The 13,851-nt window shown below is 52.0% G+C and carries 13 protein-coding genes; 3 read left to right on the top strand and 10 right to left on the bottom strand.

Going from position 1 to position 13,851, the window contains the following annotated elements:
• The first annotated feature begins 79 nt into the window (after positions 1 to 79).
• Positions 80 to 1,063: a tripartite tricarboxylate transporter substrate binding protein gene (locus QWY30_RS05175; RefSeq protein ID WP_290238858.1), complete on the top strand. Its 984-nt coding sequence runs from the start codon at positions 80 to 82 to the stop codon at positions 1,061 to 1,063.
• 37 nt (positions 1,064 to 1,100) lie between these two features.
• Here the strand turns inward: QWY30_RS05175 and QWY30_RS05170 are convergent, their stop codons facing one another.
• The 6 genes from QWY30_RS05170 to QWY30_RS05145 are packed head-to-tail and all read right to left on the bottom strand — an operon-like array spanning position 1,101 to position 7,171.
• Complete coding sequence (locus QWY30_RS05170; RefSeq protein ID WP_290238856.1) at positions 1,101 to 1,709, bottom strand: histidine phosphatase family protein; 609 nt, start codon at positions 1,707 to 1,709, stop codon at positions 1,101 to 1,103.
• 43 nt (positions 1,710 to 1,752) lie between these two features.
• Entirely contained in the window at positions 1,753 to 3,288 is a 1,536-nt protein-coding gene (locus QWY30_RS05165; RefSeq protein WP_290238855.1) for a UxaA family hydrolase, read from the bottom strand.
• 4 nt (positions 3,289 to 3,292) lie between these two features.
• Positions 3,293 to 4,282 (bottom strand): tripartite tricarboxylate transporter substrate binding protein, encoded by a 990-nt coding sequence (locus QWY30_RS05160; RefSeq protein WP_290238852.1) that lies wholly within the window; start codon positions 4,280 to 4,282, stop codon positions 3,293 to 3,295.
• A gap of 30 nt (positions 4,283 to 4,312) precedes the next feature.
• The gene (locus QWY30_RS05155) at positions 4,313 to 5,353 is read right to left on the bottom strand and encodes a Bug family tripartite tricarboxylate transporter substrate binding protein (protein WP_290238850.1); all 1,041 of its coding nucleotides are present in this window, start codon (positions 5,351 to 5,353) and stop codon (positions 4,313 to 4,315) included.
• 26 nt (positions 5,354 to 5,379) lie between these two features.
• Positions 5,380 to 6,465 carry an Ldh family oxidoreductase gene (locus QWY30_RS05150; protein ID WP_290238848.1) on the bottom strand — a complete coding sequence of 362 codons (1,086 nt, stop codon included), beginning with the start codon at positions 6,463 to 6,465 and terminating at the stop codon, positions 5,380 to 5,382.
• A 28-nt stretch (positions 6,466 to 6,493) separates the two neighbouring features.
• Positions 6,494 to 7,171 (bottom strand): GntR family transcriptional regulator, encoded by a 678-nt coding sequence (locus QWY30_RS05145; protein ID WP_290238846.1) that lies wholly within the window; start codon positions 7,169 to 7,171, stop codon positions 6,494 to 6,496.
• A gap of 84 nt (positions 7,172 to 7,255) precedes the next feature.
• Between QWY30_RS05145 and QWY30_RS05140 the strand changes: the two genes are divergently transcribed.
• The gene (locus tag QWY30_RS05140) at positions 7,256 to 7,975 is read left to right on the top strand and encodes a ribonuclease activity regulator RraA (protein WP_435433368.1); all 720 of its coding nucleotides are present in this window, start codon (positions 7,256 to 7,258) and stop codon (positions 7,973 to 7,975) included.
• Between the two features lie 9 nt (positions 7,976 to 7,984).
• Here QWY30_RS05140 and QWY30_RS05135 read toward each other — a convergent pair whose 3' ends face one another.
• From QWY30_RS05135 to QWY30_RS05120, 4 genes are all read right to left on the bottom strand, one after another.
• Entirely contained in the window at positions 7,985 to 8,608 is a 624-nt protein-coding gene (locus QWY30_RS05135) for a glutathione S-transferase family protein (RefSeq protein WP_290238844.1), read from the bottom strand.
• A 12-nt stretch (positions 8,609 to 8,620) separates the two neighbouring features.
• On the bottom strand, positions 8,621 to 9,709 hold the full coding sequence (locus QWY30_RS05130) for a hypothetical protein (protein WP_290238842.1): 1,089 nt from the start codon (positions 9,707 to 9,709) through the stop codon (positions 8,621 to 8,623).
• A 125-nt stretch (positions 9,710 to 9,834) separates the two neighbouring features.
• The gene (locus QWY30_RS05125) at positions 9,835 to 10,806 is read right to left on the bottom strand and encodes a Bug family tripartite tricarboxylate transporter substrate binding protein (protein WP_290238841.1); all 972 of its coding nucleotides are present in this window, start codon (positions 10,804 to 10,806) and stop codon (positions 9,835 to 9,837) included.
• Positions 10,807 to 10,826: 20 nt separating this feature from the next.
• Positions 10,827 to 12,899: a metallophosphoesterase gene (locus QWY30_RS05120; protein ID WP_290238839.1), complete on the bottom strand. Its 2,073-nt coding sequence runs from the start codon at positions 12,897 to 12,899 to the stop codon at positions 10,827 to 10,829.
• Between the two features lie 106 nt (positions 12,900 to 13,005).
• Here QWY30_RS05120 and QWY30_RS05115 point away from each other — a divergent pair, with 106 nt between their 5' ends.
• Positions 13,006 to 13,833, top strand: a complete 828-nt coding sequence (locus tag QWY30_RS05115; protein WP_290238836.1) for an IclR family transcriptional regulator — start codon at positions 13,006 to 13,008, stop codon at positions 13,831 to 13,833.
• Positions 13,834 to 13,851 lie beyond the last annotated feature (18 nt).

Raw genomic sequence — 13,851 nt, 5'->3', positions numbered from 1 at the left:
ATGCTTGTCGCAGAGGGCAGCTTGTTCTACAGTAGGTCAAAGCTTGATTACTTCTTATAAAAATTATCAGGAGACTTCAATGACTATCAGGCAAACCATGGGCTTGGGTGCATTCATCCTATCCACTGTCACGACGGGGCTTGTTCAGGCTCAGACGTTTCCCGACAAACCCATCACGATGATTGTTTCCTATGCGGCGGGTGCAACCACAGACATTTCTGCGCGAACATTGGCGGCTGGCGCGGAAAAAATTCTTGGTGTACCGATCACTGTGGAAAATAAAGGGGGTGGTGGCGGTACGGTTTCGACCGGTTTGCTGGCATCGAAAAAGCCGGATGGTTATACCGTTTTGGTTGGTTCTACGGCTGCGATCACCAGCCGTCCGATGATCATGAAGGTCTCCTACGATCCGAAGAATGTCGTCGGTATGTTGCAGTACAGCTATTTCCATAATGGTTCGATTGTTGTGAATAGCAATTCACCCTGGAAAACAATCGATGAGTTCATCGCGCATGCTAAGTCCAAGCCAGGTATGTCATATGCGGTGGCGGGAGCAGGGGGCATCGCGGTGGGTTCACAGCAAATGGGTGTGGCGGCACTCATGAAATGCAAGGGACTCGATTTCAAGATGATCCCGACGCAAGGAGGATCCAAGGCTAACACCATGCTGATGGGTAATCACGTTGATTTCACCGCAGGTTCGGGCTCTCATTTACCACTCGTCAACGATGGCGTCTTACGCGAACTCGTTATTTTTCAACGCGAGAAAGATCAAAATTTCCCCAATGTTCCGAGGCTCAAAGATATCGGTTGCGACTGGGACTATCCGCCTGATGTGGGAATTTTTGTCGCGGTACCCAAAGGCTTGCCTCCCGATGTATTCAAAAAACTTGAGGATACCTTCACTCAAGTTGTACAGTCTGATGAGTTCAAAGCAATGCTCAAACGCAACTACTTGCCGTTCGATTTCAAGGATAGCAAGGCGCTGGCCGCTCAGCTGAAAGCTGAAACCGAATGGTACAAAAAGTATTTTGCAACAATGGGCGTCGCCATCAAAAATTGATGAGCGGCTGCTGCTGATACAGCAGAATGACTGTTAGTTATTGCGGACAGCTCGATGATTGACCATTCAACCCTTGCTGTAGTTTTGCAAAGGAGATCAGCGTCGGTTTTGGCGATGTTGAGGCATCAATCTTAAAGACAAAGATCGAGTCAAAGTCATCGCCGTGCCATTCAGGTATTTTTTGATCGCTGCCCAGCCGTTTCACGAGCTGATTGGCGATTTCACCAATGATGTGATGCTCCCACGCCGCGACCACAAGACCTTGCTGGCGCGCCAGTAAAAAATTCACGACAGCCGCGGGGTCATTCCAGCCAAATTCTGTATTGACGGGGAGTCCATTTCTAATTGCGTATGGTTCAATGGTGGCGAGTGGTCGAACGTAATTCCAGGCGGATGAGCCCTTTGTCATTTTGACGGCAGGATTAGGTGCGAGCACGATATCGGCTTTGCCAAAACGCGAGGTGAGCAAGGGGCCGAGTTTTAACGCTCTATTGAGTCCTTTGCACTCGAGTTGACCGAGATCTTCGGCAGGTTTTTCCGCATGTCTGATCATGACAACAGTGACCTCTGCCTGGGCAGTGCCTAAAAACAAAGCTCCCAGACTCAGGAGAATTGAAGACCACCACTGACGGGTTAATTGCATCATTGTTATGTCCTCAGTCTGAGTTTTCAGTTGCTTAGCAGTACTTTTAGCTCACAATCCCCAGGTGCCAGGGGACAAACTCATTATCACCCAGACCTAACAACTCACTCTTGGATTTTTCTCCAGAGGCGGTCGCCAGAATATGCTCAAAAATGACTTGGCCCATTTCCTGCACAGAGAGCTCACCATCGAGAATACGGCCACAGTTGATGTCCATGTCTTCTTCGAGTCGTTTGAACATCGGCGTGTTCGTTGCAAGCTTGATCGTCGGTGAGGGCTTGGAGCCAAACATTGATCCTCGGCCGGTCGTGAAGCAGATGATATTGGCGCCGCTGGCGATCTGGCCAGTGACGGCACAGGGATCGTAACCGGGAGAATCCATAAAGACAAAGCCGGATTGATCGATGGGTTCGGCGTATTCGTAGACCTGCTGCAGGGGGGTGCTGCCGCCTTTCATGGCGGACCCAAGGGACTTTTCAAAAATATTGGCCAAACCACCCTGCATATTTCCTGGGGCAACTACACCATTGAACTGTCCATTTTGTCCGCGTGTGTATTCTTCCCACCAAGAGATGCGATCGAGGAGTTTTTGTCCGACGGCGGGCGATACCGCGCGACGTGTCAGCATGTGCTCCACGCCATGGATCTCGGGCGTTTCGGAGAGAATGGCAGTGCCACCATGCCTGACGAGGATATCCATGGCTGCGCCGAGTGCGGGATTGGCGGTGATGCTCGAGAAGCCATCCGATCCGCCGCACTCGAGACCGACTTTGATATGGCTGGCACTGCAAGGCTCGCGTTTGACGGCATTTGCTTGAGGCAGCATTGCTTGAATAGCTTGGATACCTGCTTCGATGGTGACGCGGGTGCCGCCAACCTCTTGCATGACGAGAGTCTGGAGAGTCGGTCCGATGTCGAGTTGCTGCGAGCCAACCAGATCGGCGACCTGGTTTCGCTCACAGCCAAGACCGACGATCAAGACACCCGCCAGGTTGGGATGACGCGCGTAGCCCGCTAGCGTCCGGCGTAAGACATCAAAATGAAGGCTTGGCGAAGACATCCCACAGCCTGTTGTTTGTGGAAAGGCGACTACACCATCGACATTGGGGAATGGCGCCAGCCGCTCAGGTGTAAACCACTCAGCGATTTTGCGGATCGCAGTGGCAGAGCAATTGACCGAGGATAGGATGCCAATAAAGTTGCGTGTGGCAATACGACCATCGGGACGTTTGATGCCCATAAAAGTCGCACGCTGTCTCTCGGGCACATAGTCCACGGGGATGACATCGCGCCCGAACTCATGGGTATGTCCAAAATCACTCAAAGCAATATTGTGGCTATGCACATGATCACCCGCCTCGATGTCACGCGTCGCCACGCCTATGGGTGTGTCGTACTTGCGTACAGTCTCACCTTTTGCGATGGCACATGCCGCGATTTTGTGTCCTGCGGGTACCTGGGCCCGAAGTCTGAATGTCTGGTCATTGTGCGCGATTTGTGCGCCAAGGGTCAGGGGTTCACGGGCGATCAGGACGTTGTCCGAGGGATGTAAGCGGATCAAAGAAGAGGGTGATGCAGTCATGTGATTAACCCGCCAGAAGTTTCTTGAGTTGGAGTTTCTCGATCAAGATGCCCTCTTTTTTATATATTTCCATAATGTAGGCGCGATATTGTTCGGGATTCAAATAGAGCACGGGCGCATCAATTCGATCACAGGCCTCTTGAAACTCTTTGCTCTGGACTGCCTTGGCGAGCGCTTCTCCGAGCTTTTTGGCAATTGCGGGATCCAGTCCGGCTGGAGCACCCACACCGTTGGGAGCGTCTGTGACCACGGGGTAGCCAAGATCTTTGAGGGTGGGGACGTTTGGGAAGCGTTTGAGACGATCCTCTCCCCAGGTGGCCAAAAGTCGAAGCTTACCGGCCTCGACTTGAGGTGCCCAGGCACTCGAGTCCGCGAGCATGTCGACTTGGCCGCCTAACAATGCCTGCAGTGCGGGTGCGCCGCCTTTGTAGGGGATGTGACGTAATTGAATGCCTGCCGCCATGGCGAATTCTTCCATGCCGACATGTGTCTGCCCGGCGATGCCTGAGGTCGCATAGGTCAGTTGATCAGGGTTCTTTTTAGCGAACTCGACGAGTTCTTTCAGCGATTTAAAAGGCGACTCAGGGCGCACGACGATACCAAAGGTCTGGCCTGAGGTTCTGGCCAGATAGGTGTAGTCTTTTGCGGGATCAATTTGAGCCGAACCGAGTTGCGAAAAGCGTGTGATCGAGAGAGGAATCTGACCAATCGTATAGCCATCGGGTTTGGCCGTCGCAAGTGCTTTTGCGCCGATCATGCCTGCCGCGCCTGCTTTGTTTTCCACAACAACAGTTTGACCGAGTTCGCGCGTCAAGGCCTGGGCGAGGGCGCGCATCGTGGCGTCTGCTGTGCCGCCGGGAGGCCAAGGCACGATGAACGTGATGGGGCGCGTAGGATAGTTGTTGGACTGAGCGAGTGCGAGTTTTGGAAAAATACTCGTGGCTGCGAGTGCCGCGCCTCCGAGCAGGATGTTTCGACGGTTTGTGTGGCTCATGTGTAAGTCTCCGAAAATTGTTTTAAATGATTATTGCAGTTTTACGTCGTTGTCCTTGATGACTTTGCTCCAAAAAGCTGTCTGCTCGGTGAGCCATTTCGATACCTCTGGCGCAGAGTAGGGCACTGGTTCGGAGCCGAGTTCCTCGAATCTTTTTTGCAAGACGGGCGAGGCAATCACTTTTTGAACGTCGGCATTGATTTTATCGATCACGGCTTGAGGGGTTCCTGCTGTAGTCATCATGCCTTGGAAAGAACCCGTCACAAATCCGGCCGTTTTTTCGGCAATGGTCATCGTGTCCGGAATTTGACCGAATCGCTTGGGGCTGGCCACAGCGATCAGTTTGAATTTTTCTGCCTTCACCATGGGATAAGTCGCCAGGAAACTGTTGAGCGTTGAATCAATTTGTCCCCCCGCCAGGTCAGCAACAACTTGTGCGCCGCCTTTGTAGCCGATAAAGTTCAAATCAAAGCCAAGATTTTTACTCATCACGATCCCCGCTAGGTGGGTGGATGTGCCCAGCGTGACACCTAGACTTAATGGCGTTTTATTCTTTTTTGCGTACTCGATGAATTCGTCAAAATTTTTGACAGGCAGCGTGTTTCTGACGACTAGGATGTGAGGCGAATAAGCGATGATGGCCACGGGGGCCAGATCTTTGGCCGGGTTGTAAGTCATTTTGTCCATCAGGCTGGGCGTCATGGTGAAAATGCTCATGTCCGCAACGAGAAGGGTATAGCCATCTGGCTTGGCGGTCGCGACTTGCTGACCTCCGACATGTCCCGATGCGCCGGGTTTGTTTTCAATCACCACGGGTTGTTTCCAAAGATCTCCGAGCTCCTTGCCAACAAGGCGCGCCAGAATATCTGAGGCGCCACCGGCAGGAAATGGAACGATGATGCGGACGGTTTTATCTGGAAAGGCCGCAGCGGCATTGTTTTGAGCAGCTGCGGGCAAACTCAAACCTGAAGCAAGCAGCGCGCTGAGGAGTGTGACGGCCTTGAGCGCGCCAGACAGCACGGCACGCCGGGCTGGGTGTTGAGCGCGTGCGATTTCTTGGACGGTTGACATGCTTGTTGCTCCTTGTTGTTTTGATACTAAGGCTGGGAAAGTCCTGCAGTGCTGAGGTGATAATTCGTTGCGGCAGCAAGAAGTTGCTCGAGGGTTTGGCGTGTAATCGGAACCCCGAGCTCCATCGCCTGTTGAATGCGTTGATTGGCGAGTTCTCCGGGTAAGCGAACCGGCATTTCGGGATTGGCTGGCGTGTTTGCGTGGCAGGCATCAATTAAAAAATCCATCTGATCGCAAAACGCGTGATGTCCTGCAAATGCATTGGGATCGATTAGTTGAAGATAGACGCTGGCGCCCCAGCGCTTCGGGGCATCCATGCGGCCGTGGCCACTCAACGCTTGCGTCAATGCTTCGACCATGAGCGCGAGCCCAAAACCTTTGTGGCCACTTTCCATACCTCCGAGCCACATCAGACTGCCGGCGGGTTTTACCATTTCCATGACACGTGGGTCACGAGTCGGTTTTCCTTCACTGTCCAGCAGCCATGGGTGATCCAACAGTTCACCTGCTTGCGCCTTTTCACGCGTCATTGAGACAGTCGTCACCGAGGCGGTCATATCGATTAGGACGGGTTCGCGTCGAGAGGGAATGCCCCAGGCGATCGGGTTCGGACTCAGTAGGGATTGTGTGCCACCAAAAGGTGCGGCATATTTTCCGTGTGGACCCGAAGAGGCGAGTGTGACGAAATACCCCTTGTCCACAGCCTGTTTGATCAGAACAGCCAGGCAGCCGATGTGGTGACTTTTTCGGATGGAGAGTGTCACGACGCCATGTTGCTTGACACGCTGGCATGCGAGATTCATGGCTTGCTCGACCAGCCATAGACCGGGCAGGTAGTGACCATCCCAGACCATGGTCGAACCCGTATCGCGCACGACTTCAATTTCAGCATGGGTCGACATGCCCCCTTTTTCTAACTCATTGAGATAGGCCTTGCATTGTGTCAACCCATGTGTCGGGCGTCCCATCATGTCCGTGAGTGTCAGTAGTCGCGCGACTGACTCGGCGCGATCGGCTTTCAGACCCACGCATTCAAATAGCCTCTGAGTCAGTTCAGTGAGAGCGGTGTAATCCGCTCTGATCAAATCTTTTTCTGTTGCGGTTTTTTTCATGAAGCGCTCTGGATAATAGAGTCGATACTTAGAAGTAATCGGGATGAGCTTGCTTGATTTGCTCGGCGTGCTTGAGTGTGCCACTCAGATGGTGGCGAACTGCTTGCTGAGCACGAACGGGATCGCTTGACTGAATCGCGGAGACGATCTCTTGATGATCATCTATGACTTGTTGCATTTTGCCGCCCTCGGGTAAATGCAAGCGTCTGAGGCGGTCAATGTGTCCGCTTTGCGCTCGTAAAAGCGACCAAGTCTCAAGCAGGTCGGCGTGGGCATAGAGGGTGTAGTGGAAGTCGTGATCAGCCTGAATGAAACCTTCGACTTGCTGTGTGTGTGCGCATTGCTTCAATCGGCTCAGCGCTTCTTTGAGGTCTGCGAGGACCTCCGCATTTTTTTGAATCGCATATTCATGCACGAGTTCGAGCTCAACGGCTTTGCGCAGAAAGTGCGCCTGTCTCGCCGAATGCAGATCGATTTTGCTGACACGGGTAGCGGCTTGCGGATAGACGTTGACGAGGTCTTCTTGCTCAAGCCTCATCAGCGCATCGCGCACAGGTGTCTGGCTGACACCAAACTGTTTCGCCAGCTCAGCGCGTGAGAGGGCATCTCCGGGTTTGAGTTCAGTTGAAATGATTTGCGCCCTGAGCACCTCGTAGAGTTGAGGGGCTGCCTGACGATAGCGATCAAGTTGAATGGTGTTAGGCATGGCTATAACACTAATATATTAGTGTTATAGTAATGGGTCAGTTTGCATCAAACAACCTATCGTTAGTACTAACAGGGATAGTTCATGTCGAATCTGAAAGCTTCAACCCGAGAAAAATTGATGGGTGTCAGCACGGCCACGCTGGCCACGCTGCTCTTTAAGCGAGGATTGCGTAACCAGTTCATTCAAAATGTGCAGCGCTTATCGGTGTCGACTCAAAATATGGTGGGGGAGGCTTTTACGCTTCGCTATATGCCTGCGCGGGAGGATCGCAACGGCATCGAGGTGTTTCAGAATCGCGCCCATCCACAACGCAAAGCGATCGAGGAGTGCCCAAAGGGGGCTGTATTGGTGATCGATAGTCGCAAAGACGCGCGTGCGGCATCGGCCGGCGGTATCCTTGTCGGACGCTTGATGGCGAAGGGTGCCGCGGGCGTTGTGACGGACGGGGGCTTTAGAGACTCTGCTGAGATTGCGGTGCTGGGGATACCCGCTTATCACCAGCGACCTTCTGCTCCGACAAACTTGACGCATCATGAGGCGATCGACATCAACGTCCCGATCGGTTGTGGAGATGCTCCTGTGTTTCCGGGTGACGTGATTGTCGGTGATGGTGACGGGGTGATTGTCTTGCCTGCCCATCTTGCCGACGAGCTTGCTGAGCAGGCCTGGGAAATGACAAAGTTCGAGGATTTCGTGACCGCAGCCGTTGCCTCGGGCCGTTCAATTTTGGGGTTGTATCCCGCAACAGATCCCCAAACGATGCAAGATTTTGAGGTCTGGAAAAAACAGAATAATCGCTAGGAGACTGGTTTAAATCCCGTGCAATGGCGCGATTTTTTTCACAGCCGGGATCTCCAGCATCCGTTTGTGGTGATCAGATAGCTTTGGAAACTGGCTCATGTCCACGCCATCGCCAGCCATCCAGCTCGTCATGGTGAACAGATAGGGATCAGCGACAGTGAATTGCTCGCCCATCACCCAGGGACCTCGCAATATCTCGCGTTCGATCAGGGTCGCGCAATCGGTCATGTTTTGGGCGACTTTGGCTTTCATGGATTTTTGCGCGTCGAGGTCATCGGACCAGCGGCGACCACGCGCGCCATGGGCGTGGTGCACGTGAACGGTTGAGCAAAACCAGCTATTGATGGACTGCATTTGAGCTAGAGCAAACGGATCGTCAAGCGGGGCGAGCTTGGCGGCGGGGTAGAGCTGCGCCAGATACAAAAGCAATGCAGGGGTCTCTGTTAGGATCCCTCGGTCGGTGATCAGAGCTGGTACACGTCCTTTTGGATTGATCGCCAGATATTCGGGCTTGTTTTGATCGTTATCACGCAAGTTGAGTCGGTGGGCCTCGTAATCCGCGCCAAGGTGCTCGAGCACGATGTGGGTGGCCAATGAGCAGCTCAGGGGAGAGTAATAAAACTGCAAGGACATGTCTCGACTCCTTTAGTCTTTTAAGTCTGATGTTTGTTCTTTTAGCCAGCGTTTGAGGCCAGCGTCTGTTTTAACGCTTGTCAGCTCTTCATTCAAGCGTCTGAGCTCAAGCAGCATTTCGCGTTTGCGGCTATTGAGATGGTGTTTGAGTGAGGCCTCATGAATAGTCATGGAGGCAGGTAAGACAAACTCTGCCGTGGCTTGCAGCTCAATGTCCCGAATTTCGCGATGCAGGGCGGTCAAGCGTTCCCGCATCAAATCGGTTAGGGCGGCGAGTTTTTTACGTGCCAGCGCCGAGGTCAGCGTAGCCTCCGGAAGCTGGGCTTTTGTTTGCAACTCCAAGAGCGCCAGAAGGTCCCGACGTTCGTAAGCCGTATTCGCTTCGCTCATCAATTTGGTTTTATAGGATCGAGCTTCTTCGTCGCTCTCTCGGTCCGGATGCAGGGCGCTGGCCAATTTACGGTAAAGGCTGCGCAAGGCGCTTTCGACATCATCGGCTGCCTGCATATCAGCCAGCGACATTTTTTTCTTTTTAGCCCGACGCGCCTCACGATTGCGTGCGCGTGCCTCGGCTTCTTTGCGCATAAAGTCGAATTTCGCATGCAGGACGTCGTCCAGATTTTCAAAAACCTGATCTTCGCCAAACTCTTCGCCCATCGCCTCTTTGAGATAGGCTTGCGCCTCGGCGGCCTGAGCACGTTCAATATCCGCCAAAGACTCCTCGCTATGAACGTCATGCAGGGCGCGCATGACGCGATCCCCGGCCAGTGCGAACTCCATGGCGATATGGCAGATCAAGCGTTTGATCTGACGTTCGTGACGGGCAGTCAAGCCTTCGCCTTTTAAACGCTGATCCAACCATAAGACCATCGCGCGACGCAAGCTATCTTGTTTCTTTTGTAAAACGGGAACAGTACTGTTGTAGAGACGACGATGCTGATCAATGAGGACTTTAAGCGCCTCGAGCTTGGCTGCGAGTGTCTTGCCTTGTTCGATCAGGAGTTCAAACTCCGCCTGTTCCAGCGAGTCTGGTGCTTCGTCTTGCTCGACGGCACTCAAGGCATGGATTTCAGAGGTGCTGGTAGGGGTTTTATTCTTCAAAAGGCTGCAATGGGTGTGTTTCTGTGGGGCGGTGGAAAAGGCAACTTAACGCCATTTCCAAAATTTCACCTAGTTTAGCCGTTCTACAGGCTTATCTGGTGCCCCACAGAAAATCCTCACTCAGCCTATTCAGCCTGAATATTGGCCGATTTGATGATTGGAGCGTACTTGCTCATTTCTGAGGCGATAAACTGAGCGAATTCGGAGCCAGAGATGGGGCGTGGTGTCAGACCTTGATCCTCAAGTTGCTTAACCACAGCGGGGTCTTTCAATGCTGCAGTCACATCTGCTGTGATTTTTTCAAGAACGGGTGAAGGCAGTTGACGTGGTCCAAAGACACCAAACCAGTTCGTGAGCTGTATTGTGGGGTAGCCCAGTTCAACAAAGGTTGGCACATCCGGAAGTAATTTTTCGCGCTGGCTTCCTGCAACGGCGATGGGAGTGACCTTGCCGGCCCGGATTTGACCTAAAAGGGGTGGCGTGGTTGCAAAAAAGAGATCGATCTGTCCGCCGACAAGTGCCGCGACAGCCGGTCCGGTTCCCTTGTAGGGAATGTGCGTCAGCGAGATTTTTGTAGCGCCGCCGAGCATTTCTCCAGCCATGTGCTGTTGACCACCGACTCCCGGTGAGCCATATGTTAGAGGCGTCGAACTTTTGCCTTTATCCAGTATTTCATTAAGGGACTTTGCTGGAAGCTTTGCACCCACAGCTAGAACGAGAGGTGCTTCGGCTGCGAGTGAGATCGGTGTGAGATCCTTGATTGGATCGTAACGCATGTTAGAGAAAACGAGTTGGTTGATAGACACCTCTGGCGTGTAACCAAGCAACAAGGTGTAGCCATCGGGGCTTGCTCGAACAACTTCGCTGGCTGCGATCATGCCGCTCGCGCCGGGCTTGTTTTCAACGACAACGGCCTGACCCCATTTGTCGGAAAGGTACTTTGACAGCACTCTGGCGATGATGTCAGTTGCGCCGCCCGGACCATAACCAACCAGCAGCTTGACGGGTTTATCGGGATAAGCTGCAAATGCATGCGGGACGATACATAGTGCTGTGATAGTCAGCAGTAAATTCAGGAGGGAGAGGCGCAGTTTCATGCTAATACTCCAATTGTTGGTTATTTGAGGCTAAACAACACAGCATTAATTTCAGGATGAGTCTGGATTGAATTCAGCGAGGTGGTTGTATCTTCGAGCGTGGATATTTGCTCTCTGCCGTTTGCAGTGAGATCGATGACGTTTGTCACATTCTTGAGCTGACTGCGTGTTGCAGCGAGTGTGCTTGCATCGCCAAAATGAATCTGGTGCTCTTGATCATCCGCCTTAAAAACAATATGCGAGCCAGTTTTAGAGCGAGAAGTATCGATGCTGATTTTTCTGGTGTTGGAAAAAATTGAGTTGATATGCGCAAAGACATGTGCTGCAACGTTAGGGTTAAATTGTCTGTCGATGAACGCGCGTCTTGGGTAGTAGCCTCTGTCGACATCCATGAATGTGTCGAAGATGTATTGAATCGCTTCTGGGCCTTTTGAATACAGCATTGCGAGGCAGACTTTTTCTATCAATGCTGCCTCATCATCGTTTGATTGAGCGATACTCGGTCCGCTGAGTTTGAGCGAAGCAACAATCTTGCATTGATACTCTTTTGCAAAAGTGTTCAGTAAGGGGGCGACTGTTAACAGGTCCTGGTCGTGCTCGACGCGTACGGTAATGCCATTGATTATTTTGGTGGTAAGCGCTGCCTTGATGAGCGAAGCCTGAGTCGTGAGGTCGCCTATGGTGAATCCAGATTTAACGAAATGGCTGAAATGCTTGCCGTCATAATGAGAGTCATCGTATGTGTGTATCTTGCACCAGTAAATGTCTATGTTTGTTTTATCTTTAAAGGCCTTGAGCCTCTCCAGATCACTCTGGAACCTGGCTGTGCTCAGATTGGTTTCGATCCCAGTCACGCCCGCCGCTTCGAGATTCGCGCTTATCAGGCTTGTCTTGGGTGTGCCTAACGCTGTGAGCAAAAAACGATGTCCCATTTTCGCCAGTAGTTGCATGCGGCGATTCGTTTGAATATCAAGAGCATCTTGATCGGTTACTTTTGACAGTCTGGCACCCATTTCCCAAAGGGCGAGTAAGGGGTAGTCGTTACGTGCGGATTTTCGACCAAACTCTTGCACGCCGCCTGTTGCGGGAATCTGTGCGACCTCAGTCCATGTGTGGCGGAGTTCGACACCTACGTTGTTAAAGTGTGAACTTTTGGGGTTGGTCAGGTATTGAATGGAGCTTTTCTTGTCTTGCGTTGAGGCACTCGTACGAACGCCCATGGTGCGGACTGGGTAAGCGATATGGCAATCAGCGAACACATCTACGATGAAGTAGCCAAATTTTGCGACATCACCGCGACCAAATTCAACCTCGGGTTTAATGCGATAAAACTCTGAGTAGTCGTGACGAAGAAAGGCGGTGGAGGGCAGCATGTAAAAGCTTGAATCATTGAGCTGTTCGTACCAGAAGTTGTGGACATGTCCGGCAAAAGAGGCTTCGACATTGGACTTTTTCATCAGATTCACCAGCCAAGACCGTCCAGGCTCATCCAGGTTGTCATAACTCCCATGTTCGGTTTCGCTATAAACAAAAGGTGGGTAGTGCATGAACAGAAACACTCTTTTGCCTTGTGCGGAATTGACTTGCTCCTCAAGCCATGCTTTTTGTTCTTCTTCAGCGGCCAGACCAGAGTTAATCAAGAGTGAGTTGATCAGCACACAGCGGATATTTTCCACATCGACGCTGTAATAGTCTTTGCCAAATGCTTTTCTATAGGCCTCGAGATGAGGCTCGCAGATCTGGTCTGCAGGCATCCAGTCGATACGTTTGTCTCCCACATCGTGATTGCCGGGCAGGACATGCAGAGGGCAGCGTAATTGGCTGCTGATCTGTTTGAATTGATCGACGGCTTGCATGAATGTAGGTAAGGCAGGCATGGGGTGAACGATGTCGCCAAGGTGGATCACGAACTTCGGTTGAGGCTCCATCTGCGCGATATCCTCGAACACAAAGCGGGCGCGTTCGTTGGCCAGATGATTCGTCTCAAAAGGCGAACTACAGACGTTGTCACTCTCGTTGACATGCGTGTCCGCAACGACAACGAAGGAGAAGAGTGGTTCAGTGGATCCAACAGGACGAATTTTCTTATGCATCTTTAATTCCAAATAGTTGAATTAATAACCGAATAGTTGTAATTAATTATGTTTATACAAAGATACAATGTCAATGAGAAAAATGATTTTCAAATGATGAATACGGATGAGAAGCCCCAAAGAAACCCTTGAGAGCCGTGATCCAGGTTTTTTGGATATGGAAATGCTGCAACAGCAGCCGCAATTTGCTTCTACGCTTGCTAATGGTCTCGCCGTATTGGGCTGTTTTGGACAGGGCGAGGCCTTATTGGGTAATAAGGAGCTCTCTGAGCGGCTGTCTCTCGCGCGGCCTACGATTACGCGCCTGACCTATACCCTCATGGGGCTGGGCTACTTGAGGCGGGATAAAGCTTCCGGTAAGTATGCTCTGGGAGCGGCTGTCTTATCGCTCGGGTATCCACTGTTGTCTCAAATGGCAATCCGTCAGATAGCCGGCCCGGAAATGATGGAACTGGCGTGTCTGGCAAATGGTCCCGTGTCGATGGGGATGCGTGACCGCTTGCAGGTGGTGTATGTGGAGACGGTGGTGGGTCATGAAAGTAATTTCACTAAGCCAGGAATCGGATCGACTAGACCTCTGCTCAGAACTGCCATGGGACGCGCACTGCTCTACGGTCATACTCAACAGGAACGTGCGTATATTTACAGTGGACTGAAATCTGTCCATCCTCAGGACTATGAGAAATGCCTTGCTCCCACCGAGCAGGCGATCAAACAGATGAAACAGTCTGGTTTTTGTACCGTTGTGGGTGAGTGGCAGCCTACCTTGGCTGCTGTGGCAGTGCCTTTGGCATCGCGTTACAACGGTGTGCCACTTGCGTTCAACTTAACCGTGGCGACATACGAAATGGATGAGAAAACACTGACTGAAAAATTTGCGCCCCGGCTATTGAATTTAGTCCGGGGCGTCGAGCGTACTTTAGGCTTGAGTTGAGCGGGATGCTCACCCAGC

Source organism: Zwartia panacis (assembly GCF_030410395.1).
Classification (GTDB): domain Bacteria; phylum Pseudomonadota; class Gammaproteobacteria; order Burkholderiales; family Burkholderiaceae_B; genus Zwartia; species Zwartia panacis.
This window is presented reverse-complemented; position numbering and strand designations above follow the sequence as displayed.